At 57.6% G+C, this 22,136-nt stretch carries 39 protein-coding genes; 3 read left to right on the forward strand and 36 right to left on the reverse strand.

The annotated features are described in order from the left end of the window. Positions 1-10: 10 nt before the first annotated feature. The 34 genes from V2391_RS02475 to V2391_RS02640 all read right to left on the reverse strand — a co-directional run bounded on the left by V2391_RS02475 (position 11) and on the right by V2391_RS02640 (position 19,961). Positions 11-889 (reverse strand): phage major capsid protein, encoded by an 879-nt coding sequence (locus V2391_RS02475; RefSeq protein WP_329738119.1) that lies wholly within the window; start codon positions 887-889, stop codon positions 11-13. A gap of 16 nt (positions 890-905) precedes the next feature. Further along, the gene (locus V2391_RS02480; RefSeq protein WP_329738120.1) at positions 906-1,403 is read right to left on the reverse strand and encodes a DUF4355 domain-containing protein; all 498 of its coding nucleotides are present in this window, start codon (positions 1,401-1,403) and stop codon (positions 906-908) included. Positions 1,404-1,499: 96 nt separating this feature from the next. Then, complete coding sequence (locus V2391_RS02485) at positions 1,500-2,654, reverse strand: VG15 protein (RefSeq protein WP_329738121.1); 1,155 nt, start codon at positions 2,652-2,654, stop codon at positions 1,500-1,502. Next, positions 2,635-4,068: a phage portal protein gene (locus tag V2391_RS02490; protein WP_329738122.1), complete on the reverse strand. Its 1,434-nt coding sequence runs from the start codon at positions 4,066-4,068 to the stop codon at positions 2,635-2,637. Before V2391_RS02490 ends, V2391_RS02485 begins: the two co-directional genes overlap by 20 nt. After that, on the reverse strand, positions 4,065-5,531 hold the full coding sequence (locus V2391_RS02495; protein ID WP_329738123.1) for a hypothetical protein: 1,467 nt from the start codon (positions 5,529-5,531) through the stop codon (positions 4,065-4,067). Before V2391_RS02495 ends, V2391_RS02490 begins: the two co-directional genes overlap by 4 nt. Beyond that, positions 5,503-5,883, reverse strand: a complete 381-nt coding sequence (locus tag V2391_RS02500) for a P27 family phage terminase small subunit (RefSeq protein ID WP_329738124.1) — start codon at positions 5,881-5,883, stop codon at positions 5,503-5,505. Before V2391_RS02500 ends, V2391_RS02495 begins: the two co-directional genes overlap by 29 nt. A gap of 75 nt (positions 5,884-5,958) precedes the next feature. After that, complete coding sequence (locus V2391_RS02505) at positions 5,959-6,321, reverse strand: hypothetical protein (protein ID WP_329738125.1); 363 nt, start codon at positions 6,319-6,321, stop codon at positions 5,959-5,961. Between the two features lie 103 nt (positions 6,322-6,424). Next, entirely contained in the window at positions 6,425-6,799 is a 375-nt protein-coding gene (locus V2391_RS02510) for a hypothetical protein (RefSeq protein WP_329738126.1), read from the reverse strand. Further along, a complete protein-coding gene (locus V2391_RS02515) occupies positions 6,792-7,835 on the reverse strand; it encodes a DUF4417 domain-containing protein (protein WP_329738127.1) in 1,044 nt (347 codons plus the stop codon). Before V2391_RS02515 ends, V2391_RS02510 begins: the two co-directional genes overlap by 8 nt. Positions 7,836-8,028: 193 nt before the next feature. Further along, entirely contained in the window at positions 8,029-8,343 is a 315-nt protein-coding gene (locus V2391_RS02520) for an HNH endonuclease (protein WP_329738128.1), read from the reverse strand. A gap of 279 nt (positions 8,344-8,622) precedes the next feature. Beyond that, the gene (locus V2391_RS02525) at positions 8,623-8,928 is read right to left on the reverse strand and encodes a hypothetical protein (protein ID WP_329738129.1); all 306 of its coding nucleotides are present in this window, start codon (positions 8,926-8,928) and stop codon (positions 8,623-8,625) included. Positions 8,929-9,019: 91 nt separating this feature from the next. Beyond that, positions 9,020-9,466, reverse strand: coding sequence for a hypothetical protein (locus V2391_RS02530; RefSeq protein ID WP_329738130.1), 447 nt, complete (start codon positions 9,464-9,466; stop codon positions 9,020-9,022). Next, the gene (locus V2391_RS02535) at positions 9,463-9,798 is read right to left on the reverse strand and encodes a hypothetical protein (protein WP_329738131.1); all 336 of its coding nucleotides are present in this window, start codon (positions 9,796-9,798) and stop codon (positions 9,463-9,465) included. Before V2391_RS02535 ends, V2391_RS02530 begins: the two co-directional genes overlap by 4 nt. After that, positions 9,789-9,986 (reverse strand): hypothetical protein, encoded by a 198-nt coding sequence (locus V2391_RS02540; protein ID WP_329738132.1) that lies wholly within the window; start codon positions 9,984-9,986, stop codon positions 9,789-9,791. Before V2391_RS02540 ends, V2391_RS02535 begins: the two co-directional genes overlap by 10 nt. Then, positions 9,983-10,156: a hypothetical protein gene (locus V2391_RS02545; RefSeq protein ID WP_329738133.1), complete on the reverse strand. Its 174-nt coding sequence runs from the start codon at positions 10,154-10,156 to the stop codon at positions 9,983-9,985. Before V2391_RS02545 ends, V2391_RS02540 begins: the two co-directional genes overlap by 4 nt. After that, entirely contained in the window at positions 10,156-10,614 is a 459-nt protein-coding gene (gene dut / locus V2391_RS02550; RefSeq protein ID WP_329738134.1) for a dUTP diphosphatase, read from the reverse strand. The genes V2391_RS02545 and dut overlap by 1 nt, the downstream gene beginning before the upstream one ends. Continuing rightward, entirely contained in the window at positions 10,615-10,917 is a 303-nt protein-coding gene (locus V2391_RS02555) for a DUF5052 family protein (RefSeq protein WP_329738135.1), read from the reverse strand. Positions 10,918-10,966: 49 nt separating this feature from the next. Continuing rightward, positions 10,967-11,269: a hypothetical protein gene (locus V2391_RS02560; protein ID WP_329738136.1), complete on the reverse strand. Its 303-nt coding sequence runs from the start codon at positions 11,267-11,269 to the stop codon at positions 10,967-10,969. 289 nt (positions 11,270-11,558) lie between these two features. Continuing rightward, a complete protein-coding gene (locus V2391_RS02565) occupies positions 11,559-11,930 on the reverse strand; it encodes a hypothetical protein (protein ID WP_329738137.1) in 372 nt (123 codons plus the stop codon). Continuing rightward, entirely contained in the window at positions 11,930-12,328 is a 399-nt protein-coding gene (locus V2391_RS02570) for a hypothetical protein (protein WP_329738138.1), read from the reverse strand. The genes V2391_RS02565 and V2391_RS02570 overlap by 1 nt, the downstream gene beginning before the upstream one ends. A 24-nt stretch (positions 12,329-12,352) precedes the next feature. Next, a complete protein-coding gene (locus tag V2391_RS02575; protein ID WP_329738139.1) occupies positions 12,353-12,649 on the reverse strand; it encodes a hypothetical protein in 297 nt (98 codons plus the stop codon). Positions 12,650-12,784: 135 nt separating this feature from the next. After that, positions 12,785-13,156: a hypothetical protein gene (locus V2391_RS02580; protein ID WP_329738140.1), complete on the reverse strand. Its 372-nt coding sequence runs from the start codon at positions 13,154-13,156 to the stop codon at positions 12,785-12,787. Further along, complete coding sequence (locus V2391_RS02585; protein ID WP_329738141.1) at positions 13,156-13,461, reverse strand: hypothetical protein; 306 nt, start codon at positions 13,459-13,461, stop codon at positions 13,156-13,158. The genes V2391_RS02580 and V2391_RS02585 overlap by 1 nt, the downstream gene beginning before the upstream one ends. Positions 13,462-13,474: 13 nt before the next feature. Continuing rightward, positions 13,475-13,720: a hypothetical protein gene (locus V2391_RS02590; RefSeq protein WP_329738142.1), complete on the reverse strand. Its 246-nt coding sequence runs from the start codon at positions 13,718-13,720 to the stop codon at positions 13,475-13,477. A gap of 197 nt (positions 13,721-13,917) precedes the next feature. Beyond that, a complete protein-coding gene (locus V2391_RS02595; protein WP_329738143.1) occupies positions 13,918-16,122 on the reverse strand; it encodes a phage/plasmid primase, P4 family in 2,205 nt (734 codons plus the stop codon). After that, positions 16,115-16,630: a hypothetical protein gene (locus tag V2391_RS02600; RefSeq protein WP_329738144.1), complete on the reverse strand. Its 516-nt coding sequence runs from the start codon at positions 16,628-16,630 to the stop codon at positions 16,115-16,117. The genes V2391_RS02595 and V2391_RS02600 overlap by 8 nt, the downstream gene beginning before the upstream one ends. Before the next feature lie 2 nt (positions 16,631-16,632). After that, on the reverse strand, positions 16,633-17,196 hold the full coding sequence (locus V2391_RS02605) for a hypothetical protein (RefSeq protein WP_329738145.1): 564 nt from the start codon (positions 17,194-17,196) through the stop codon (positions 16,633-16,635). 197 nt (positions 17,197-17,393) lie between these two features. After that, positions 17,394-18,044 (reverse strand): AAA family ATPase, encoded by a 651-nt coding sequence (locus V2391_RS02610; protein WP_329738146.1) that lies wholly within the window; start codon positions 18,042-18,044, stop codon positions 17,394-17,396. Next, on the reverse strand, positions 18,045-18,632 hold the full coding sequence (locus tag V2391_RS02615; protein WP_329738147.1) for a hypothetical protein: 588 nt from the start codon (positions 18,630-18,632) through the stop codon (positions 18,045-18,047). Then, a complete protein-coding gene (locus V2391_RS02620; RefSeq protein WP_329738148.1) occupies positions 18,633-19,124 on the reverse strand; it encodes a hypothetical protein in 492 nt (163 codons plus the stop codon). Next, positions 19,108-19,299, reverse strand: coding sequence for a hypothetical protein (locus tag V2391_RS02625; protein ID WP_329738149.1), 192 nt, complete (start codon positions 19,297-19,299; stop codon positions 19,108-19,110). The genes V2391_RS02620 and V2391_RS02625 overlap by 17 nt, the downstream gene beginning before the upstream one ends. Positions 19,300-19,307: 8 nt before the next feature. Further along, positions 19,308-19,502: a hypothetical protein gene (locus tag V2391_RS02630; RefSeq protein WP_329738150.1), complete on the reverse strand. Its 195-nt coding sequence runs from the start codon at positions 19,500-19,502 to the stop codon at positions 19,308-19,310. A gap of 7 nt (positions 19,503-19,509) precedes the next feature. Then, on the reverse strand, positions 19,510-19,677 hold the full coding sequence (locus tag V2391_RS02635) for a hypothetical protein (protein ID WP_329738151.1): 168 nt from the start codon (positions 19,675-19,677) through the stop codon (positions 19,510-19,512). Between the two features lie 65 nt (positions 19,678-19,742). Next, positions 19,743-19,961 (reverse strand): helix-turn-helix domain-containing protein, encoded by a 219-nt coding sequence (locus tag V2391_RS02640; protein ID WP_329738152.1) that lies wholly within the window; start codon positions 19,959-19,961, stop codon positions 19,743-19,745. 671 nt (positions 19,962-20,632) lie between these two features. Between V2391_RS02640 and V2391_RS02645 the strand changes: the two genes are divergently transcribed. After that, positions 20,633-20,842: a hypothetical protein gene (locus V2391_RS02645; RefSeq protein ID WP_329738153.1), complete on the forward strand. Its 210-nt coding sequence runs from the start codon at positions 20,633-20,635 to the stop codon at positions 20,840-20,842. A gap of 90 nt (positions 20,843-20,932) precedes the next feature. Here the strand turns inward: V2391_RS02645 and V2391_RS02650 are convergent, their stop codons facing one another. Then, positions 20,933-21,211 carry a hypothetical protein gene (locus tag V2391_RS02650; protein ID WP_329738154.1) on the reverse strand — a complete coding sequence of 93 codons (279 nt, stop codon included), beginning with the start codon at positions 21,209-21,211 and terminating at the stop codon, positions 20,933-20,935. A 35-nt stretch (positions 21,212-21,246) separates the two neighbouring features. Further along, a complete protein-coding gene (locus tag V2391_RS09640; RefSeq protein ID WP_442877994.1) occupies positions 21,247-21,459 on the reverse strand; it encodes a helix-turn-helix transcriptional regulator in 213 nt (70 codons plus the stop codon). A gap of 141 nt (positions 21,460-21,600) precedes the next feature. Between V2391_RS09640 and V2391_RS02655 the strand changes: the two genes are divergently transcribed. Continuing rightward, complete coding sequence (locus V2391_RS02655) at positions 21,601-21,834, forward strand: helix-turn-helix domain-containing protein (RefSeq protein ID WP_329738155.1); 234 nt, start codon at positions 21,601-21,603, stop codon at positions 21,832-21,834. A gap of 2 nt (positions 21,835-21,836) precedes the next feature. Next, complete coding sequence (locus V2391_RS02660; protein WP_329738156.1) at positions 21,837-22,106, forward strand: hypothetical protein; 270 nt, start codon at positions 21,837-21,839, stop codon at positions 22,104-22,106. Positions 22,107-22,136: the final 30 nt, after the last annotated feature.

Here is a 22,136-nt window from a genome sequence, read left to right on the forward strand (position 1 = left end):
TGAATCACTCCTAGGCGGCGACGCCGTTGTCGATGCGCACGAAGTCGTTGACGTCGCGGACGATGAAGCCGACCTCGAACTCGCAGCGGACGGCGAACATGTTTCGCTGCCAGAGGTTGAGCGTCTTGGAGCCGCTGGTAAGGGTAGCCTGGTCGGAGATGGAGATGTTGACGTCCTTGACGATGCCGTAGCGGGCGGCGCTCCAATCGCCGCCGAAGCCGAGTACCTCAGCGGCCTTTGCGGCAGCGGCCTTGTGCGCGGACTTGGTGAAGTGGGTGGGCACGGAGAGCACGTGGCCCACAGCGCCGTCGGTCTGGACGTTGTTGATGAACAGCGGGCGGTTGGTGGTGTCCTTGGTCTTGAGCAGCAGGGTCTTGGCCTGCGGGGACAGGACGAAGGCGTTGAGGTCGCCATCGGCATCGGCAACCTTGCCGATTGCATCGACGAATGCGTCATAGGTCTTGGTGGAGGCGTCGACGGCGTTCTTGACACCGGCGAGGGTGTCGAAGCCGGTGCCGGGGGCGGTGCCGAACATGACGGTCTCGTCGAACTTCTTGGCGATAGCGAACGGCAGGCGGGAGACCAGCTCGTTGTAAAGGGCGGTCGTGTTGTCGCGGAACTGGTTGGAGAAGGGCTCGATGATTGCCAGCGTGTAGCCCTTCATGTCCTTGGTGGTGAGGGTGTGCTGGGAGACGGGCTTGTTCTCGGTCTCGGTGACCCAATCGGCGGCGGGCTCGCCGGTGATGACCGGGATGGTCAGGCCGTTGCCGGGGAGGTCGATGCGCTGAGCGAGCTGCATGATCGCGGAGCTCTCAAGCGTCTTGGCCCAAATCTCGGAAGAGACGGAAGAGGGAAGGGTGATGGAAGTCTTGTTGATGCCTTCAGCCATGTTGTTTTCTCCTTGTCTAGTTAAAGGCGTTCTTCATGAATTGCGCGAAATCGTCCTTCGCGCTGCCCGTTTGCTTTATTTCGGCGTGCTTGCCGTCGCCCAGCACCACGGGCACGGAGGGCTGAACCTTGGTCGAGTACTTGTCTGCGAGCTTCTCGGCCTTGGACATGAGGTCGTCACGGTCTGATGCCGAGATGAGTTCGAGCAGGTCGGAGGGCACGCCCGTTTCGGTCGATACCTCGTCAATCCACTGCTTCTTTTCCTTCTCGGCCTGGAGCGCATCGGCACGTGCCGTCGCGTCGGCAAGTTGCTGCTGAAGCTTCTCCTGCTCGCTCATCTGAGCCTCTTTGAGCGCGGCAAGCTCGTCGGCGGCGTCCTTGTTCGCCTTCGCCTTGCGCTCCCATTCGCGGGAATGCTGCTTCATCTCGTTGTACTTGGCCTCCCAATCGACAGTCGCGGTGTCGCCGTTCGGGTCCACCTGCTGCGGGTCGGTCTGGTTCTGGTCGTCTGCCATGACGAACCTCCTTACCGCGCCGTTCGGCGCTGTCCCCCGCCGCCGTTCGGCTGCGGGTTGCGGATAGATATGAAAAAAGCCCTCGCGGGGCTTGATTCATCGGGTTATTCGGCGCATCTCGGATAGTCCCGAAGCGCCTTTTGATTTGGTGTCTATGAGAATCGCGGTCTCGCCGTCTTGGAGGCTGTTCCTAACGCTTTGAACCGCTCCGTTTATGCCGTCCACGAGCAGGACGTAATGCCCCGCTGTGTCGGTCCCTCCATCTTTTCGCTCTTGGCGCATGGTGGAGATGGAGGACGAGACGTCGCCGCCCGTGGCGTCGGCCATGCCCCACGTGAGCCCGCTCATGCGCAGCGGTGCGTCCTCGCGGTCAGTGATTGACGTGGTGTAGCCATGCTCCGCGAGCGCCGCCGTGAAGCGCTTGTATTCGCCCGTGCCGGACTCGACCTTGCCGCCGTTCCAGCTCCAGTCGAGCGAGCGGCGATTTATCTCCTTGCAGATCTCGTCGGTAATCTTCTTGTTGACGATTTGCGCGGGGAGCCCCGCCATCTCGCGCCTGATTGACGCGGGGTCGATGGTCGAGCGGGCGTCTAGATAGACGTCATAGAGCCAATCCGGGTCGTAGCCCTCCACGGTGGTGAAGTCGTCGCCCGCCACCACTCGGCAATCGCAGCGGTCGTGGAAGCGGTTGAATCCGAAACCCATGTCGCCTGCGCTCTTCCGGCTCTTATAGTCGAAACCGCGAGACGCGAGCATCAGGCAGAAGCCGCACGTCTCTTTTCCAGTAGGCACGCGGGCGTAGCGCACGCCCTTGGAATAGTCGCGCTCCGCGTTGTGGATGGTGGTCTTGTTCGCCGCCCTTCCGACGTTCTCGTATGCGCGCGCGGCGAGTTTCTGGGCGAACGAATCGAACGCGTCCGGCGTCAACTGACGCATCAGATAATCGACCTGCCTGCCGGTCGAATCAATCGAAACTGGGTTGTACACGGTGGACGGCTGGACGTCGATGCCCAGTTCCTCCATCGTCACGTCATACGCCGAGCACGCGATTGTAGCCGCCCTGTCGCCGAACGTCTGGACGCATGTCGTGAGCGTCTGCATGGCGAACTCGCGCATGGTCTCAGCGTCAATAGCGCCGCCGTTTAGCTGGTAGAAAGAACGCAGCGCGGTCTGCATGAAATTGAACGCCGTCTGCTGCTGGGCATTGAGCGCCGCAGTGTATTCAGCAAGCCTACTCGCCGATATCTGCATCGTCCACGCCCTCCGGTTGCGGGGTCGGCTGCTGCTGCGCCGCCTGCGCGGACGCCTGAGCAGCCGCCTGGACTATCTGCGAGTAGCGGACCTCGCGCAAGATGGAGTCGATGGTAGATTCGGAATAGCCGAGATCTCGCCAGAATTGGCGTGTGCCTGAATAGGCGGGAACTGCGCTGTTGACCTTGATTGCGAAATCGGCGTTTGCCGCCTTGGAGGGGCGCAAGACGTCGGCGAAACGCGGTGCGATATCAGCCGTGGCGAAATCAGCCGCATCGACGGCACCGAGCGCCATGCGCGCGACGTTGCCCAATGCGATGCCGTTCATGCGGTTCACGTGCTCCGCCTCGACGATAAGGCGCTGCTGGGCGGCGAACATCGCCTCGCTCGACGTGGGGTTGTCGAAGACGATACCAACCTCGTCGAGCGGGATGCACGCCTCGGACGCGAACTGCTTGCCCAGCATCTCAAGGTGGTCGATGTGTGGCTGCATGGTCATCTGCGAGAGCTGCCCCAGCTGCGGGACATCTCCGTTTTTATTAGGGGTGACGAGCAGCATCGAGTCGGCGTACATCTCGACCTTGCGCTTGGACATATCCTCGGCGGTCTTCTTGTCCACGCCGAGAAGGTAGCGCTGGGGCCACGTATAGAATGTAGCCGCAATCTCGGTGCGCGCGCCGACGCACAGGGCGCGGTCGATGAGGCTGCGCACGGTGCGGTTGATACGGCTCTTGCCGAACGGGCGCGTCAGAGACGGGCGGTAGCGCAAGGGCTCCATCAGCGGTCGGCCGAACGGGTTCGCGGCCCTCTCGGCAATCCACGAGTCGCCGACTTTACGGCACGAATAGGTGTACTCGTCCGTGTACATGTTGACCCACGTGGGCACGCGCTGCCCGCCGTCGTCAACGTCGATATCAACGACGCAGATTCCGGCCTTGATGCGTTTCTTGCGCTCATCCCAGATAGCCGCCGCGTCGAGCGCCGAATGCGCCGATACGATCACATCAGGCTCACCCGGCATTCCCTTGGAGACGGTCAGGAAGGCGCACGAATCCGTAAGCTCAGACGCGACCGCCTGCTCGTAAATCTCGGTCAAAGTGGTGGTGGGAATGATTGAGCTCAACGCCTCGGCGCCGCCCCCGTCAAATCCCTCCAGAACCGAGCGGTTCGCGAGAACGTCAACGCACTTGCCGCCCCACCCCATGACGATGTTGAGGTCAACGAGGTCGGAGGGCATGGACGAATCGGTGGTGACTGGCATTACCTTGCCCTTGTAATACGCCTCGTTGCGGATGTTCGAGCCTAGGTGGCGCTGCCATTCGGCCAACAGCTTGTTGAATACGTCCACCTCCCCGCCCGTGAGGTTCATCATGGACGGGTCGACTTGGTAGAGCGTCGGGTTTTCGTTCGTCATAGAATCACGCATCCCCCCTCGGGGTCTCGTTTGGTCGTCTTGGCGGCCCAGTAGGCGATTACAGCCGCCTCAATGGGCGCGGACGTATCGCCGCCGTAGGCCCACCCTCCATCGCTACCGATTGGGCGCTTGCGGGCCTCCAGGGCACTTTGGTTTAGCGCTTCCTGAGCGTTGTCCTCACCGCCGTCCCAATGGGTGACGGTCTTGTCTATAAGCGCTTGGGAGAACATGGAGGTCGCCGCGATCACGTCGCGCGTGGAGGTGGCGTAGAGCGCTTGGCGCGGATACCACTCGCGCAGGCGGTCGAGAAGCGCGGCTGCGCCGTTTCGCCCGTCCACTGCCACGGCTGCGGTGGTGTCGGTCATCTGCTCGGTGCAAAGGAAGTCGGTTAGCCATGACAGGCCGTCCGCTAGGGTTCCTTGCCCGATATGCTCGATGTAAGCCGCCCCGTCCTCTTGCAGGCGGCAGGCGCACAGGGCGATTTGGGAGCCGTCCGGCGAGAACTTCACGCCGAACGTCTTCTTGCCTTCCGTGGGCACTTGGGCACGCGGAATAGCCAAAGACAGCCAAAGCGATTCGTCGATAGCGCTCGCGCTGCTCGAACCGCTCCACCAATCCAGGCGCTCGTGGGCGAAGCCGGAGATATTGCCCTTGGCTCCCGCGAACTCCGATTCCGTGTAGCCCTCGTCAAGCACGTAGCCCATGGACGGGTTCGATTCGTAAATCTCGTCCAGGATGTCGGCGAATGTGCAGTCCTTGGGCGGCAGCTTCTCGCACGCCCACGACGCCCAGCTCATGCGCCTCATGCCGCCCTCTAGGACGGACTTGCGCACGCGGGCGAACACGGTACCGGCGCTCCGTTCATTGGGAGGCGTGCCCATGTACAGGATTTGGCGCTCGCCCGTGGAAGACGCGGCTAGGGTGTATGCGATTGCGTCGTACTGGGTGTCGGTGAGCTCCTGAGCCTCGTCGTACACGACCAGCTGGATATCGTCGAAGCCACGCGCCGTGCCGTTCGTGCGGGCGATGAACTCGATAGAGCCGCCGTTCCTGAGGAAGATTGCCTCTTCGCCGTTCGTCCTGCGGATGCGCTCCACCAGCTCAACCAGCTCGGGGTGGCGCTCGTCGGTGAAGTAGCGCACGAGGCGCATGAACGACTTCTTGGCGGTCTTGACGCGATGCGCGGTGTGGAGGATATGCCAGCCGCAAACGGCGAGTCGGTAAAGCTCGTAGATTTCGAGCGCAGCGTTCTTGCCGTTCTGGCGGGGCACGTCCAGACCACATGTCACGTAGGCGGGCTTGCCGTCCGCGTTGCACGCGCACCAGTCCGTCAGGATGTAGTGCTGCCATGGAAAAGGCGATATGCCGAGGTCTTCGCCGAGCGCAACCGCGTCGTCCACCTCGCTATAGGCGACAGCGCCCTCGCGGTAGGCTCTACGCGGTTCTTGCCTGCCTTTGCGCACGGTTTCCCGAGACGATGGAGAGGATGCTTGTTTGCTTTGCGCCACTCTCCACCTCCTCGTGGGTGTCGCAGATTCCGAGCTGCTTGTTCAGCTGCCGAATCTCTGCCGATGCTGTTTTCAACGTGCCGATTTGCGGGAATGCCTTCAGGTCGCCCATATCGTTGTTGTATGCAGTCTGCCCGCCGAAGCTATCCAGCTCGTCTTGGGCCGTCTCCGCGATTTTGTACCATTGGCAAAGCAGGGACAGCGCGGGTGCGTCGGACTGCGAAAACGCGCGCCCCTGCGTCAGCTCGTCCCATTTCGCGGACTTGAAAGCGTCCGACTCGACGCCGGGAGGCTTTGTGATGGGCATGCGATCACATCCAATCGGCAATAAAAAAGCCGCCCCATGGAGGACGGCTGAAAGATGTTTGGCTGTCTCTGATTGCTAAATTTCGGGAATCTTGCTCATCACGTAGTGCTCGACGATGGTCTCGCTGACCTTCTTAAGCAGCGGATACGATAGGTCAAGCCCCGATTCCTCAAGAGTCTTGCGGATAAGCTCCCAGACTATATCGTTCTCGATATCGCGCACGAATGCCCTTCCCTCGGCAGTAAGGCCACTGACCCTGCCCCCGTTGTATTCGGGCTCGAAGGACATATCCGAATCGATAAGCCCCTCTTCTCGCAGGCGGGAAAGCTCCTTTCCAACCGAACGAACATCGCCGAAATGGCAGAAGTCGTTAAGCGCGCGCTCCCCGCCGTTCGAGATGAACACGAGCATGTTGCGCATCAGGTTGTAATCGCGCATCGAGCACTCCAATCCAAAAAAGCTAGCCGCCCCGAAGGACGGCTAGTGCGGCGGTAGGATTTGCACCTACGTCTCCTCAATCAAGGGCACTCCTCGTACTGTGCTACTTTCCGCGCTTCCTATTTTCCCATATGCCAACAATCCTATCAACCATAGCCTGCTCGTCCGGCGTAAGCCTTGCTGCGCCCTTCGCCGAATCGTTTTCGTTATGGTTGTAGCCATGATGCATATGCGGCTGCTCTCCTTTGTGGGAGTGGTCTATGTCTATCTGTTTCGATCTCTTGTTCTCGTTGTCGAAATACACGATCGACTTCAAGTCATCGCCCTCGACATGGGCGTAGACGCGTCCTCGCGTCATCGTCTCCATGAGGGCTTCGCTGCCGCGCCCGTTCTTCGATACGAATTTGATGTTCCCGACGGTCAGCACCGAATGGTACTGGCTTCCGTACGGGTTCTTCGGGTTTCCGCGTTTATCCACGCTCCACCCGCTGCTGGCGCCCCTGCCACCCACGGAAACCGCCTCCCTTGTACTCGACGACCTCGCAGCCGCCGAAATCGAATCCGATATTCTTTCCGTAAAGAAGCACGCGGGACGGCTCCAGGCGCTTCATCGCCTCGCGCATCCCGTCGTGCCATACCTTTTGAGCGTCCCTGTCCCGCGCCACGCCCACGGTGGACGTCGCCACGGTCGAATGCTTTGGAACGCCCTTGAAGCAGAACCTGTAGCTGCTCGGTTGCGCCCACGAGAGCGTGGGAACGACCGTTATCCCGTGTTGGGCCCAATACCAGCCGAGCGCCGCGCTGCGGTATCGGTTCCACTGCTGCATGGCGTCGGGCATGTCCATGTACAGGCTGAAATCCGGCGTGAGCACGCATTTATAGGGCTTCAGCACGTCCAGATACGCACCTGGGCGCTGCCAAAGCCGCTCGAACTGGTAATCGTCTATGAAGAAATGGCAACCTAGGTCGGCCTTGTCCGCCGCCTTGGTCGTCTTCGCGTAATTGAAGCCCTGAAGGTCGCTCGGCCCCTCCATCTCTACCGGTGGTAGTGGTGGAAAGCCGTCGCGCGCGCAATCGGAGCGGTTAATCAGATCTAGGTTGTACGCGCGGTCGGTCTTCAACCGCTCCGCGCCGTAATCGAGCTTCTTACTCTTGAAATCAAGACCGAAGCGCGTCATGTCGAAGTCTTTGAGGCTCCGTACTTCCTCGCGCAGCATCGATTTGTTGTAAGTTGCGATATCGCCCGTCTTGTTGTCGGCGATACGGAACGCCTTGATTTGCTCCGGCGTCAAATCGTCGCAATATTCTATTTTGGAATCTGGAATCTCATCCCAGCCGAGCGATTTGCACGCCGCCACGCGGGTGTGGCCGAACACGATAACGGGGTTCTCGGGCGACTCCAAACCGATAGTGCCGCGCAGCCCGAACTCCTTGATGGACTCAGCGACCTTGGGAATCGCCCTCTCGTTGTGCCTCGCGTTGCGCTCATACGGCATGATATCGGCGATTTTCATAAACACCACTATCTACCTGCTATTTTGTTATGTCCCTGAGAAATTCCACACTTGGGGGGTATTTCAGCCCAGGCGCGATTGGGGCTGTGCCGCCCGGGGAGGGGGGCTCCCCCACCCCCTTCAGCGCGAGTTGCACGCCGCAGGTGCACGGTCGCTTCGCAGCGTCTTCGGTTGAATCCAGACGGTCGTACGGTCACGCCGTCCAGTCTTGTGATGCGTTCGGTTTCGGCGTTTTCCGCTGGGGACGACCGCCCGCCTCGCATGTGAAGCCGATTCGGTTTCCCTTGCGCTCGTTGCAGATGCGGTGGGCAGGCTGAACGTTGTTAGGGTCGAGCTCCGAACCGCCAAGTGAAACGGGCACGATCTCATCCAGCTCGTAGCTCCATGGGTGGAGAGGCGGGAGGCTATAGTCTATGGGCCGCCCGCATATGGCGCATGGTAGGCCGAGGGCCTTGACCCTTTGCCTGAGTATGCGCCGCCTGTGCCCGTTGCGGTCGTTGCGTGACATCCATTGTCCTTAGTGGTGGGGGCTGTGTGTGCGAGGGGGACGCACTGAAGAAGGGACAGCCCCGCTATAGGTGGGTGGCATATGCCGCCCCGACCCCTCACTGATACGGCGTGTGGGGCGCTGTGGTGCCCTCAAATGCCGCACCTTAGTTATACGGGATAGTTGGGGCGAAGGGTTACGAAAAAGGGCGCAGATGGGCGCTGAATGCCGCAGGATAGCGAAATAGTGCGCAGTCGAGGCACAAAAAAAGCCCCGCACGCCAGAGCGCACGGGGCGAGACTAGAGAAGGGCCGCTTGGCCTAGACCGGTTCTGGCGCGGGCCATGCCGACGGAATCGACCCAATCGAGTGCGCAGGACACATCGACCTGGGCCTGTCGCTCGGACACGCCCAATGCGTTCGCGGTCTGATGCCAAGGCATGTCCTCGATGTAGTGCAACTCCAAGGCGTCCGCCCAGCGCTGCGTGATATTCGCCGCGCGGATGCCACGGCAGAGCTCGCGCCCCTCCTCCACCTGGTCAGCTAGGTCACGGATTTCGGACGCTGCCGATTTCTCGGCGTCCATGCGCAAATCGGTGGCGCGCATGGCGTCGCGATTGCTAGTGCCGTGCCCGATTGCATCATAGGTCTGTGCGCGGACAGATTCTCGCGCGCGCATGGACGCGATGATCGCCAGCCTACGGTCGATTGAGCGCTGGCACGCCCTGATATACTCGAAATATTCGCGTGCCGTCAATCAAGACCCCCGATTTGATTGAGAAATGCGTGTTTATCTGCAATATTATAGCGCGCGGTACAACCCAGGCGACCACGCTCGCCGCCCTGTATGCGTCCTCCTTGCGGTTGAGCGCGCGAACGTCACGGTAGCAGTACTGGCAGAAGCCGGTAACGTTGTACGTGTTCCTGCCGCACATGGGGCAAACGACAGGCTCGCTCAGGTGCTCATGTCCTAGGCGGGTCTGTTCTTCTGAGACGCTGAACGAGAAGCCGCTATAGGTCTTCTTGCCGCTGCGGAGATAGCGTTTCATCGTGGTCTCGGCGATACGGTTTGCGCGAGCAGCCGCCGCGATGGACGGGTAGGTAACTCCATCCGAGCGCGTGACCTTGTATCCTACGAACTTCATTCGGCACCGCCTACGCATGGGGCCGAGTTAGAATGCTTCAAGCATATCGGCTCAACCTCCTTGCGGAGCTTCTTTAGACAGTCTATGGCCTTGTCTATATCGGATAGCGCCTGCCCTTTGGATAGGCAGCGCCAGACGTATTTGAACGTACAGCACCACCACCAGACGATGATTGCCGAGTGGGTAAACTCGTCCATCCACTGCTTGATAGCGGAGCGCATGGCACGGGTGGCGGTGATATAGCCGTCACCGAGATAATGGCGCGGACAGTTCGCGTCGTAGGTGAGAACTTTGCGGGAATCATCCTCAAGCTCCACTCCCATTACTTGCATGGCGTCACCTCGATGGTGTACATCTCGCCAATAGTCGGAGCGTCTTTTGCTTTAAATGGCAATCGGATATCTTCACTACCAAGATCACTAAAGACGATAAATGTGGCTACGATTCCATCTGGGGCAAGGTCATACCCGCTTTTCATACATGAGATTTCAGTACCCTTGCAATAGGCGCTAAACTTCACTTCTCCACCTCCTTCGGCTCCCAGAAATCGCACCTGTTCCACGGCTGGCACTCGTGCGGCAGGTTGTGCCAGCACGTCAGGTACTTGACCTCGACCACGGTGCTCTTGGTCGTGTGCGGGTTCTTTGCGAACTTGCACGTGGCGCAGCGCTCGCCCATCTTGCTAGACATTAGAACCTCCCCGATGAACCGAAACCGTCAGCGCCGCGCGAGGTCTGGGGCAAGTGCTCAACTTCCTCGAATGCCACGGAATAGTGCGCTAGGAAAATGAGCTGTCCGATTCGCTCGAACGGCGCCACGGTGTACGGTTCGGTGGACATGTTGACCAAAGCGCACACGATCTCGCCGCGATAGTCGCTGTCGATGATGCCGGGCGCGTTGGCTAGTTGCAGGCCGTGGTTGATGGACAACCCCGAACGGATAGCCTGCAACGCAAACATACCGTGCGGCATGGCAAGGTGGATACCCGTACCGAACTTCACAATCTCGCTTGGGAAGATGGTCTTTGGTTCCGTGATGTTTGCCCTCATGTCGCAACCGGCATCGCCCACGCCGTGAGCATAGGTGGGTTTCAGCTTGGGGCTATCGAATTGTGCCTGAATCACTTGGATGTTGGGTGAGACTTTCATCTAATCTTCCTCGCTCACGACAATGCCGCCTTGGATAATCACGCGCTTGCCTTGGGCATCGTCAAAGAAAACCTCTTGGTCGTTCGATTCAATGTCGAACTTGCCGTGCCAGCTCTTGATCTCCTTGCCCGTGTTGTCGTAGAGCGTGACAGTACGGTTGATTCCACCGCTGAAATCGCTGCTCATGCTCTTGACCGAACGGCTGCACGATGAACATCCAGCCAGACCGCAGACAATCACGATAGCCAGGACGGATACAATTAGGGCCGCGACGAACGCGACCCTACGCTTGGTGATATTCATTTGTTGGGTTCCTTTCTATTGAGGGAAATAATTGTTCCGGCCCTTTCAGCTAGAGGTATCTCACCTTTATCCCGAGGTGCTCGCAGATGGTCTCGAATGCCTCTTGCGGTTCCATGCCGAGAACGGTATCGACTTCGCTCCAACTGGTCACACAGCCCTTCTTGCCGTTGTAGCGGAAGGCCATGCACTCGGAATCCAGCCTGAGAAGCCCCCAGTCTCGCTGCACCGTCCACTCGATGTAGTCGATGTAGTAGCCACCAACCCCGCGCTCGTCCAGCAGATACCATGTTGTGTGCCGGCCTAGGTCGTCAGACCAGGTTTTCTTGCGTGCCAGCTTGTAGACGTCACTCACATCTCGTCCAGCTCTTCGGTAGTCATAATGAAATCGCCGCTCCGCAGTTGGGGCAGTAGTTGGGTTTGATGTCATTCATCGGTAGCCCTTCTTTCCGTAGCGTCCGTCACGCTTCATTTGCTCAATGTGCCGTTGCATATTCTGAGCAGCTTCGTCACCCTCGGGAGGGAGCTTTCGCCCGCTGGCGCACTTGACGCAGTGGACGAGCCATTTGCCCTTTCGGCGCTCGAAGTGACCGAAACCAGGAGGAGTCCATTTGCCACACTCACGACAGTAGCCGCCGTACACGTTACGCGCCATATTCCACCACCTTCGCGCCGCACTTAATGCAATATACTCCGCACTTTGCTTCGTACTCATCCATCTCGTGGCCGCAAACCGAGCAGTGCCAAGACTTTCCAGCGAACTCGTGACCTGAATCATCGCCATCGTATATAACGTGGCACGTGCGCTCGGGCGCAGGCTCTATTAGGTCGGCGAGCATGTTGGCAAGGCCGCATAGGTTGCGCACCGAGCAGCGAATCGGCGAGAACGGAATGTTTCCGCACGCAGCTTTCATGAACTTGTCCACGGCTTGTTCGAGCGTGTTACGGTTGGTTATCTCGGCATCAAGCCCTCTCAGCCTTGCCGCGATCTCGCGGCGCTCGTCGTTAGTCGGCATTAATCCTCACCCTTAAGTTTGCGGATGCGGGATACGACATCTTTGAACATTTCTTCCGTGCAATTCCTGGTGTGGCGACCATGAAGCCTGCAATCGTTGCACACAGCTCCGCTTTGATTCATATATGCGCACGACGCCGCGTAAAACGCATCATTGTTTTCGACAACTCTGTTCAAGTCATCCTCCAGCTTCTCCCAGCTGTCGGGCGGGTTGACATAAACTTCATCGGTTCGGTAATACTTGTTCCTTACGCTCCTGAGATTCCAGTAGCCCGGTCCCACTTTCGGATAGTACTGATAGCGCGAAACTTCTATCTCGTTGCCGTCCTTGTCGTACAGCACCGTGGTGTCCAGCGGAATCTCGCGCCCTTCCGCGTCCTTGGGTAGCTCTACGCTCATTCGGTCTCCTTTCTGTCGTTTTCGCTATCCAGCGTTTGCGATTTCACGCGCCATCGAGCGCATGGAATCGTGAAGCTGTTCGACCTTTGCTAAAAGCTCGGCTGCATCGCATGTGTCCACGCTGTCGCGCTCGTTGAGATTGATACACCGCTTAATAGCTGCCTCAACCGTGTTCGGATAGCACTCGATGGCAATAAGGCTCCTGCCGTCGATTGGACTTTTTCTCGTCTTGGCTTTGCCGTCCCATCCATCGGGCGTGACTAGGTAGATCTGATAGCACCATTGGTTGGACTTTAGAAACTCATAGTTTCCTATTCTCATTTGTGATTCTCCTTTCTCCATTCGCTAGATATGCCGTTCTAAGCCACGGCAAGCCCGTAGACGGAGCGATAATCACTCACCCCTAGCCGGTCTAGGGTCAAGCCAAAACCACGCCTTGTACGCGCTCAAAATCGGTTATTCGGTTTCCTCCACTTCTGGAGGAGCGGGAGCGCGGTTAAGACGCTTGATGCGCAGCTCCGCGCAATCGGCGCTCGGATAGGTCGGCGCTACCTCTTTACGGATGTTCGCCGCGCATACCGCCACGCCATAAGCCATGTGCGGTGCCATGAGGTCTTCATCACGCATATAGCCCCAGTAAAGCCTGTCCACTAGTGCCAATGCCCTCTCCCACGCCTTGCAGCGTTCGCGGTACATCTTCATGCGGTCGCGCGTCTTAGATAGCTTCGATTCAAGCCCCCGGCAGTGGCGCTCTAGGCTCGCGTATCGGCGCTTGATATCGGATAGCTCTTCGGCGTAGTTCAGGGCCAGAGATTGGTAGTCCTGCATCACTCATCACCGTTCAGCGTCTTGGTGAGCTTGTCCACGCGCTCCTTGCAGTCGAGCTGTTCGGCGGCAATCGCCGATTCAAACGACATGAACCCGCGCTGCTTGCTCTCGATGATTTCGATTCGCCTTTTCAGCATCGCCACTTCGTCTGCTTCGATGAAACAGGCAAGCATGGCAACATCAGCGCCGAACATCGCCAAACGCACGTCCTCATAGGTCGTGAAATACAACACGGCATTGGTAAAGGCGGCAACGGCGATAATCGCTTTCGCCAGCCATGAGGCGTACTTCGCATACTTGCTCATGCGGACTCCTTTTCTATTGGGTTGTTAAGTTTTCTTCGGCGTTGGCGCGTCTGTAATTCCAGCGCACCTTTGAGCGGTTGTTTTTGCATCCGCAACTAGTTGTATTGCCGTCGCGCAAACGACCGCCTGGCACGATCACTCGATTACCGCAGTCGCATTGGCAGAGCCATTGGGTATGCGGGGTCCTTCGCCTGTCGTATACCTTTTCGATTACGGTCAGCATTCCGAAACGCTGACCTGTTATATCGACCAGCTTCATTGTTGCTCCAATTTTGTTTTGGGGTTTGTCACGTTTGTCACGTTTCTCGCGCGCGCGTTCTTAAATACTTCTATATATCTTTTTTCTTTTAGAAGTTGAGGATTGGCGGCGATTTAAACGTGACAACGTGACAAATGGGGTTTGACCTGCGGAAATATGTGTCACGTTTGAGATTTTCAGAACGTGACAAAACGCACTCAAACGTGACAAATTACGAACGTGCGTACTGTTTTCGTAGAATTGAGCGGACGGACGGACTTGCTTTCGAGCGTTGCGTTGCTTTCAAACGTGACAAACGTGACAGATTCTCGAACCTTGGAAGTCCACGTTCTTCGTGCGAATGGCGAACGCTCGCCGCTGTCCTCGCACCACTGTTTGTACTCGTTGTAAACGGATTCAATCGGCCTGCCGTCAAGCTGTTCGCCCGTGATTCCGCAGTCTGCAAGCCAGCGGACAACCGAATCATTGTTCATTCTGACTTCTTCCACCTCTGCCGCCATATCGGGGATGGTGGTGAGCGTGCCGCGCCGAATCAAGTCACCAAGCGCCATAAGCCCCAGCAGCGCACCGCGCTCTAGGACTTCCGGCTGCGATAGCTTCTCGGCTATGTGCGGATCGTAACCCTCCGTACCAGGCGAGAACCGCTTACGGAACGGGATGAACGCAAGGCGCCTAAAGATGCCGTCCGTGGTATCCGAAAGGCGCGGTACCGAGTTCATGGAGAACACCATTGAAGCGCTCGGGCGGAACTCGTAGCCGTCCCCGTTCTTAACGTCCGTGTAGATGGCATCGCCAGTGACTAGCTTCTTGAACATGGATAACTCGTCACCGCGCAGGAAACCGTCCGGGATATCGTCACCGAGGTTGGCCAGCTTGCCGACCACGCGACCCGCCTGGAACCGCTGACCCAAGGTCGCAATGTCCAGACTTGACGTGTTCTCGGTGCCGAGGATTGAGCGGAGCCAGTTCAGATAGGTCGATTTGCCGTTGCTCGCCTTGCCGCTCGCGCCGCCCGCCTTGCCTATGAGCATGGGCGATTGGCTGAGCACGCGCCGCGAGCACATGCAAGCGCCTATGACCTCCTGCATGGCGAGCAGCGTTGCGCTATCGCCGTTGCTGATTGATTCAAGGAACTCGTCGGCGGCGTTGCGCCCGACGCTAAAGTTCAAGTTGACGGGTAGGGTTGCGATGATGTACATGGACGGGTCGGGTTCGACCTCGCGTTCTTCCAGCACGTCATAGGTGCAGTTGGCGAACTGAACGTAATAGCCGCCGTCGAACTCGCGGTCGCTCGTCACGCTCGGTGCCATGTCCATGATGTAGCTGGCGACTTCCGATTTGTCCTGTTTCTTTGCATCGTCGGCTAGGTTGAGCGTGCAACGGTTGATGGCGCGCGTTCCGAACTCCCATTTGCGGCCCATCCACACGGCGGGCGCGCCGTCGATTTTTCTGGCGTGGTTCTCGGACATTACCATCTTGGCAAGCTCGTTGGTGAGGATGCCGCCGCGCTTGCCGCGCGGTGCAGCCCCTCCACCACCACTGGAATGCCCGGGTGCGCCGACGGTGCGCCCATCGTCACTTGGTTTGTACCCGATGCCGCCGCCCTGCTCGTATTTGCAAGCGCTCTTTACGATACGGTCGATATCGCGCGAGTCCATGGGCGGCTTGCATCGCATGAAGTTCGCGCCAAGCACGGCGTTATGGATTTCCTCGTCTGAACGCCCGATGCTTCGGAGGTGTGACGCATAGCGGAACAGCGTCTTGTCGCGCTCGCCCGACTTGATTTCAGCGGGTAGCGAGAACTTGCCGTTCTCCTTGCGTGAGTTCACCTCGTCCGAACCGTTGCGCTGGATGTAATCGAGGAAGTCGTAGACGTTATCGTCCGCTGTGGCTATGTCCACTTCCCAAGGCGATGCGATCCATTCGTACATCTGACCGTTGGGATGGATGGAGCCCGCCGCGACGACGAATGAGCCGTCACAGCGCACGTCCACGCCCAAGGTCGAGTTAGTGGATGGATGGATGTTCGTCCTGCCCGTCCTGAAGAAGTAGTGCCTGCCGCCGCTGCCGGTGACGGCAATGGGCGTATCTGGCAGCTCGCCGTGGGTTGTCTCCCACTCCTTGAGCGTCGCTAGCCCGTCCTTGGAATCTGACACATCAAAATCGAGGACGAGCAGACCGCCGCTCGGCGCTCCGCAGGTGATTCCGATATTGGCGTTCGGGTGTTCCGTCCAGTAGTTGATTACGTTATCTGGATTATCCGTCCAGTCATTCAGGCCGTGGCGTGCGTCCGATGCCGGGACTTTGCCGCGCGGGGCCACCGGAAAGACGGCGAACCCGGCGCGGACGTATGAAAGCGCCGTCCTCCCCAGCTCGGATAGGCGCGATTCGCGTTCATCCATCGTATGGAACTCCTAGAATCTCACATATCCGGCGTGCCGTGTCCCGCTTGTAGCAGAACTCGAACCTGACGCCGTGCTCCTTTTCGAGCGTGCCGATGATACGGGCAACGGTGCGCCCGTTCATCGGCTTGCTTCGGTACTTGACGCATTTGCTCCCGCGATCAAACGGGTTGCACCTGCGGCATTTGCGGCAAACGTAGCTCTTCCATTGGTACAGCTTCGAGCGATCGTTGAACTCGGGGTGTTCCTCCACGAGTATTACCAGACGGTAGCCCTCGGCTCGCGCCCTGTCGCACTCGCGGACGAACCTCGCGTGGTCGCGCCCGATGTTCCCCGCCACCTCCTGCACGTCCTGTTTGGTGTCGATGGAGATGTTGGAGCCTTCGAGCATGTAATCGCCGAACGGTAAGGCGGTAGCCCTAGGCGCGAACTCCACGCCATGGGCTACCATCCATTTTTCTATGTTGCTGTGCTTGGACTTCTGCTGCCGTGAATCTTCGATAATCACGATTAGTTGAACGGGATGGGGCCAGCGTAGACGTTAGCCGCAGGAGCCGCCACAACCGCAGGAGTAGTGGAGGGGGCATTACCGCCGTCGAGCTTCTTGGTATCTTTGGGCTTCACTTTGCCGTCACGCACGTCCTGAACGGGAACGACTTGGCATACGTTAAGGCGCGTCTTGACCTCCCCGTTGTACTCGTACTCTTCCTCTTGGAGGTTGATGCCGACGAGACGGTTTGCGAACATATCCAGACGGCCCGCATCCCACGCGGCGAACGGGTCAAAGCCGGGGTTGGATGCCTGGATGGCTTCGAGACGGCCCTTGAGCATACCAAGCGCCGTGTCCTTGTAGCTCATGAAGAAGTGGTGGGCGTAAGGGTGCGCCTGTCCCCAGTCATCGGAGTAGTAGTTGGCAAACTCGCCCTCGGCAATGTCGAAAACGGCTTCGACATACTGCTTTGCATCGTTGTCTTCGAGCGACACGAGACGGGCAACGTAGCCGCCCGGCGCGGGTCGCTTGAAATCGCCTCCGTCTGCGGTCGCGGTCACACTGCCCCAGTTGACGTTACGCATGTTGGTTCCTTTCCGCTACGCTTCGTAGCTTGTTTTCAAAAAGGCGGTCGCGCTTATCGAAACATTGCGGTACCTCGCCCAGTGCCGCCCTTAGAGCGTCAAAGGTTCGGTCAGCCGCCACGTCTGGATCGCAACCGCCCTGGATTAACTGTTGGTATCTGTCCTCGCAAAGACGCTCCATCTCTGCGAGGGTTTCGTTACTTGGTTTCTGCACCATCCGGCTCAACGTCCTTGATGGGCTTCATGCCCCAGTACTCGCGCAGTGCGGTATCGACTGCCTTTAGGTCGTTGTCCATCTTTTCGGGCAGGCTACCCATGGGGGCTTTCGCCAAGTTGTGCCCGTTGTTCGCCGTGATGAAAAGGTGCTGTCCCTCTTCCACTATGCAGTCGATAACCACGGGGCAAGCGCCAGCGATGTTCCACTTCTCATCGAGCATCTTGCCGATGGTCATGACCTTTTCATCGCCGTTCGCGTCCTCGTCCACATGATGGAGGAAATACACGATGGTATCCGGGCCAGTGTTAATCGCCGCAGTTACAAGCTGCTGGAAGTGCATGGCGATCTCGGTGAATTTTTGGTACCCCTTCTCCTGCGCACGGTTGAAGTTCTCGTTCTGCATGAGATAGGTGGAATCGTCAATGACGTAGCAACGCCCTTGAGCGGTTCGTAGGGTATCGAAAATCTGTGCATACGTGGCACGGTTCGCCTGCGGGAACTTAGCCCCGCCACGGAACGGTAAGGGCTTACCGAGGACATTGAAAATGCCAACCTCATCTGGCGCGAAATTGCGCAACGAGGTGGACTTGCCTGAGCCAGACTTGCCCAGGACTAGGATTGCGGTACCCATCTACTGCACCTCCGCATTATCTTGTTGTAGACGGTCGCTAAGAATCGATTCAGGAGAATTGCTTTTATTGATATCGGCTATCTGCAATTCGCACGCTTCAATTCCCTGCCTTAGAGATTGCAGCTCATTTTCTTTGTTGCTCAATTCCGATTCATAGATGGCGCTAATCCTAGCCATTATGCTTTCGAGCATCGCTCGCCACCTTGTGTCGGCCTTGTTGTCACGAAGCTCAATGCCGATGTTCTTACAATACTTGGCTGCACCAAGCTCTGAATCGGACTTAATAGCTTTCAAAGAGTCCACCGGTTTATGCGACACTGGGTGCTCAATTTTCAATTCCCCATTTTCCAGCGTTGTGACGTAGGTCGCTGAATCTGAAATAGAAAAGCCTAGCGCGGTTAGCGGTCTGCTCACCCCAATGTGGAATTTGTCGCCTATTCTTAACGGCTCTCCCGTATCGAACGTCGGAATGAACACTTCAACTGGCTTTTTCGGCTGTTTTTGCTTATTCGCCGACTTCTTCGTAGCAGGCTGCTCTTCTTGCGCGTTTGTCATCAAATCGCAGCTGCTAATGTTGAGCTTTCTCATCTACTCCACCTCACCCGTAAGCAGTGCGGCGGCGGCAGCTCCGAGGTTGTTACCGAGTGCGTCAATCACCTTGGGCAGCTGCACGCGGACGGTCGTTCCGGTCATCATCGGCGGTTCGCAGCGCTCGACCAGCTCGCAGCCATCGGGCAGCTCTCCATCAGCAACGGCGGCATCCAGAACCAAATCAGGCTTGATTGTCACAAGGCGGTTGAGCGTGTCCAGACCGCCATCAGACGTGCGCAACCACTCCACGAACTCGGGAGCGGACTTGAGCATTGGGTACTTGCCCACCTTCTCCTTGGTCATACGCGCCGAGATTGTGCCGACCTTCTGACCGTTCACGGTGAGCTGCTTTTGGGTAACGCCGTTTACCATGAAGTCCTCGCGCATCTGCGCGTCAACTTCCTCGCATACCTGCTTCTCGGCCTGCTTGACGGCCTTCCCAAAAGCGGTGATTACCGCCAAACGCTCTTCGTTACTCACGTTCGGCATCGCCAATCACCTCGCAGACAACAGGCTCGGACACGATGGGGAACTCCCTCACGTGGCAATCGTCCTCGCCACCGAACAGACTTCCGTTCGCGCCCTTGCTCACGGCAAGCGCCGTCTCCCTATCCTTGAAAACGCCAATGGGCGTGTAGCCTTGGCTCACGACATAGACTTTCATTCGTCCTCCTAATTTAGATATCTTGACCTGTAAAGGCGCATGACCTCGCGCTCGGCTTCTGACTTTGTCGCATCGGGGCTGATGGTGTACAGCAGCCGACGTACGCGGACGATTCCGGCGGGGCTGTACCGTGAGTCATCGGTAACCTTCGATGCGTACCACGCTCCGTTTTTGCGCTCGACAGACCAACCCATGAATGCCATGATTCTCCTAGTAGTACATGCCGCTCGGCGTGGTGCCCTCGATTTTCCCAGCGATAGCGAGCAGTAAAAGCAGAACGACGGCGCAAATGATGCTTTGCTTGCGTTCGCTCTGCCTGCTCCACCACCCACTGACCCTATCGAATGCAGCCAGCGCCAGCGTGCTGATATAATTCATCTGAGACCTCCTTTCTGTCGGGTCTTGAGCCGTTTCCCGTGTTGGTAGCCCGTGGAACGGCTTTTTTAGTTTTCATTCATCCAGCGGTCGAACTCGCTCACGCTGATTAGCGCGTTGCGCTTTCCGTAGGTCTTGAACTTCAAGCGTCCCGCCTTGTGCTCCGCATACAAGGTGGAGCGCGGCACGCCCGAATAGAGCGACGTCTGACGGACTGTGTACGCCATTTGCGGTTTCAGCCCAGCGGCTATAGCGAATTGCAGCGCTCGACTTGCGATCTCTTCCATGCTTCACCTCCTAGAGCCGCCAGCGCGATACTGCCTAGGTACGCAATCAAAAGGGCTGTACACATTTCCTTATGACACGGCAGTACCGCGTTCGCGGTTCTATAAGGGTTCTAGAAATGCGCCCCAGCGCCATGCGGTACGTATCCTGATTTGCTTATAGGCGGACTGAGAACGAATCGAAAACTTACGATGACTTGATTCGCGGATACGCACCCCGTGACGCTGGGGCTTGATATGGGAAAACACGTGGGATACGCGGTCATTTCCTACCGCGCTACGGCTCTCCACGCTTACCGCCAGCCCGTGGGCTGGAATCTTGGTTTCGCCTAGCCAGATTCGGCTAGACTCGCGCTTTCACGCTCCATCCCACTTGCCTGCCCACCCGCTCTCGTTGACCCTCGCAAGGGGCGTTCTTGGCTCGGTAGGCAATGGATGGTATGCGGTTCTCAAGGGGCGCTATCTCCCTTTGCGTCCCGCTCGCACCGTACTGGCGAGTGTGGTTGGCCCGATCGCAGGAGGCATGTTCACGTAGAGAGGTTCGTGAATCGCCAGTGCGGCGCGTGCGAAACGCAGTTGGTAAATAAGTGGTTGCTTACAAATCGAATGAACAGAAGTGCGCTATCTACCAGCACAACCATTCAGCGGAGGAACATCGGAATATAGTTCCCGGCATGATCAAGAGGAATTCGACATATCAGCCGAAACATTGCAGGCAGCAGGTAAATCCGTCTGCCGCCGATACCTTGCACCGATTGGGTGCTGCGATTCTCAAAGCCGCCGGCTTCTTCCTCGCTACGGTGGCCGGTGAAATCGTGCTGCAGGCATTTGAGCCTGAAATCAAAGCGTTAGCTTTGATGCTGAGGGCTTTTATCGGCCTGTAAGCAAAGTCGTGAAAAAGACTTCGCAAGCCCTGAAAACCGTGTAGAAAAGCCCGAAGCCGATAATCGGATGGCGCTCGAACCAATCGGCAATCACAGCCACTTCGCCTCGTTAAGCTCAAGGACGGCATCCAGCCACTCGCTCAGGCGCATGTCGGCGTGCATCCAGTCGGCTTCCATGAAGGCCTCGTAGGCATCGCGCTCGCGCTTCTCAAGCTCCTCAATCGTCATTTCCTTCTCCTTCTCTTTGTTTTGGGGAATGAGACGCTTTTCTATGTCGTCGACTTTTATCTGAATGTGGACAACCTCAAATAACAGGGCCACGCACATGCCGGCACAGAAGTTGAGCGTCCATTGGATCGTGTCAGGCATCCATTCCTCCTCCCCCTTTTGATGACTCACGTGATTTAGTTGGCGCGAGAAGTACGCTCGTCAGTCAACCCGAGCAGGTAGTCAACCGAGCAGCGGAAGAGTTCAGACATAAGAACGAGTTTCGAGCTTGGAATGTCTCCTCCGTTTTCCCAGCCAGCTACTGAGGAGCGCGTCTTTAAGCCAAGTCGATTAGCCAAATCGCCCTGACTTAAACCGAGCCGAACTCGCTCACTAGCAATTGCATTCAATAGAATCCCTCCTTAGTTCACTATTTGTGTACTTCACAATTAGTGAATATAGCTGAGTCGAAACATTTTGCAAGTATCTATTTCACTTTTTGTAAAGTTTTTCGTACAATAAGTTCGCGCCAGTGAACCAGGAGGCAAGAGATGAACAACCGGCTAAAAGCCACCAGACTTAAATATGGCAAAAAGCAGGCAGAAATAGCAGAGGTCTTAGGTATTGGCGTCTCGGCTTATTCCATGATGGAAAGCGGCCAACGTGAGATTAACTCATCGAAGCTAATAGCCCTGTCTAAGTTCTATGGATGCACGACCGATGAACTTCTGGGGTCTTGGGCATATTTCAAGAAACAACAAGACCAATCGACCAAGGAGGAATAAGCATGGATAACGACACGCTGCTTTTCAGGGATAAGGGTGCCGGCGTTTTCAAAGATATCTGCATCTACCCGAACCGGATCACCACGCTGAAGAAGAACACCTTCTTCGGCACGCATATGGAGGTGGTTTACCTGAATGACGTCACCGGCGTCTACAAAATTAAGGGCAAGCAGGTAATCCTGAACAACAGGCTGCGGACGGGTTATGGCTACAGGCTGAGCAGCCATTCCCAGGCAGAGGAATTCGTCAGGGTCCTTAACTCGGTCATGTAGCGACTAACCAAAAAGAAGCGCCCCACTAAC

Source organism: Collinsella sp. CM84Y_54 (assembly GCF_036317945.1).
Taxonomy (GTDB): domain Bacteria; phylum Actinomycetota; class Coriobacteriia; order Coriobacteriales; family Coriobacteriaceae; genus Collinsella.

Coding starts and splice junctions, on each gene's coding strand:
- V2391_RS02475 (WP_329738119.1), bottom strand. CDS start 889: ATGGCTGAAGGCATCAACAAGACTTCCATCACCCTTCCCTCTTCCGTC.
- V2391_RS02480 (WP_329738120.1), bottom strand. CDS start 1,403: ATGGCAGACGACCAGAACCAGACCGACCCGCAGCAGGTGGACCCGAAC.
- V2391_RS02485 (WP_329738121.1), bottom strand. CDS start 2,654: ATGCAGATATCGGCGAGTAGGCTTGCTGAATACACTGCGGCGCTCAAT.
- V2391_RS02490 (WP_329738122.1), bottom strand. CDS start 4,068: ATGACGAACGAAAACCCGACGCTCTACCAAGTCGACCCGTCCATGATG.
- V2391_RS02500 (WP_329738124.1), bottom strand. CDS start 5,883: ATGCCCATCACAAAGCCTCCCGGCGTCGAGTCGGACGCTTTCAAGTCC.
- V2391_RS02505 (WP_329738125.1), bottom strand. CDS start 6,321: ATGCGCGATTACAACCTGATGCGCAACATGCTCGTGTTCATCTCGAAC.
- V2391_RS02515 (WP_329738127.1), bottom strand. CDS start 7,835: ATGAAAATCGCCGATATCATGCCGTATGAGCGCAACGCGAGGCACAAC.
- V2391_RS02520 (WP_329738128.1), bottom strand. CDS start 8,343: ATGTCACGCAACGACCGCAACGGGCACAGGCGGCGCATACTCAGGCAA.
- V2391_RS02525 (WP_329738129.1), bottom strand. CDS start 8,928: ATGCGCGCCACCGATTTGCGCATGGACGCCGAGAAATCGGCAGCGTCC.
- V2391_RS02530 (WP_329738130.1), bottom strand. CDS start 9,466: ATGAAGTTCGTAGGATACAAGGTCACGCGCTCGGATGGAGTTACCTAC.
- V2391_RS02535 (WP_329738131.1), bottom strand. CDS start 9,798: ATGCAAGTAATGGGAGTGGAGCTTGAGGATGATTCCCGCAAAGTTCTC.
- V2391_RS02545 (WP_329738133.1), bottom strand. CDS start 10,156: ATGTCTAGCAAGATGGGCGAGCGCTGCGCCACGTGCAAGTTCGCAAAG.
- dut (WP_329738134.1), bottom strand. CDS start 10,614: ATGAAAGTCTCACCCAACATCCAAGTGATTCAGGCACAATTCGATAGC.
- V2391_RS02555 (WP_329738135.1), bottom strand. CDS start 10,917: ATGAATATCACCAAGCGTAGGGTCGCGTTCGTCGCGGCCCTAATTGTA.
- V2391_RS02565 (WP_329738137.1), bottom strand. CDS start 11,930: ATGCCGACTAACGACGAGCGCCGCGAGATCGCGGCAAGGCTGAGAGGG.
- V2391_RS02570 (WP_329738138.1), bottom strand. CDS start 12,328: ATGAGCGTAGAGCTACCCAAGGACGCGGAAGGGCGCGAGATTCCGCTG.
- V2391_RS02575 (WP_329738139.1), bottom strand. CDS start 12,649: ATGAGAATAGGAAACTATGAGTTTCTAAAGTCCAACCAATGGTGCTAT.
- V2391_RS02580 (WP_329738140.1), bottom strand. CDS start 13,156: ATGCAGGACTACCAATCTCTGGCCCTGAACTACGCCGAAGAGCTATCC.
- V2391_RS02585 (WP_329738141.1), bottom strand. CDS start 13,461: ATGAGCAAGTATGCGAAGTACGCCTCATGGCTGGCGAAAGCGATTATC.
- V2391_RS02590 (WP_329738142.1), bottom strand. CDS start 13,720: ATGAAGCTGGTCGATATAACAGGTCAGCGTTTCGGAATGCTGACCGTA.
- V2391_RS02595 (WP_329738143.1), bottom strand. CDS start 16,122: ATGGATGAACGCGAATCGCGCCTATCCGAGCTGGGGAGGACGGCGCTT.
- V2391_RS02605 (WP_329738145.1), bottom strand. CDS start 17,196: ATGCGTAACGTCAACTGGGGCAGTGTGACCGCGACCGCAGACGGAGGC.
- V2391_RS02610 (WP_329738146.1), bottom strand. CDS start 18,044: ATGGGTACCGCAATCCTAGTCCTGGGCAAGTCTGGCTCAGGCAAGTCC.
- V2391_RS02615 (WP_329738147.1), bottom strand. CDS start 18,632: ATGAGAAAGCTCAACATTAGCAGCTGCGATTTGATGACAAACGCGCAA.
- V2391_RS02620 (WP_329738148.1), bottom strand. CDS start 19,124: ATGCCGAACGTGAGTAACGAAGAGCGTTTGGCGGTAATCACCGCTTTT.
- V2391_RS02625 (WP_329738149.1), bottom strand. CDS start 19,299: ATGAAAGTCTATGTCGTGAGCCAAGGCTACACGCCCATTGGCGTTTTC.
- V2391_RS02630 (WP_329738150.1), bottom strand. CDS start 19,502: ATGGCATTCATGGGTTGGTCTGTCGAGCGCAAAAACGGAGCGTGGTAC.
- V2391_RS02635 (WP_329738151.1), bottom strand. CDS start 19,677: ATGAATTATATCAGCACGCTGGCGCTGGCTGCATTCGATAGGGTCAGT.
- V2391_RS02640 (WP_329738152.1), bottom strand. CDS start 19,961: ATGGAAGAGATCGCAAGTCGAGCGCTGCAATTCGCTATAGCCGCTGGG.
- V2391_RS02645 (WP_329738153.1), top strand. CDS start 20,633: ATGATCAAGAGGAATTCGACATATCAGCCGAAACATTGCAGGCAGCAG.
- V2391_RS02650 (WP_329738154.1), bottom strand. CDS start 21,211: ATGCCTGACACGATCCAATGGACGCTCAACTTCTGTGCCGGCATGTGC.
- V2391_RS02655 (WP_329738155.1), top strand. CDS start 21,601: ATGAACAACCGGCTAAAAGCCACCAGACTTAAATATGGCAAAAAGCAG.
- V2391_RS02660 (WP_329738156.1), top strand. CDS start 21,837: ATGGATAACGACACGCTGCTTTTCAGGGATAAGGGTGCCGGCGTTTTC.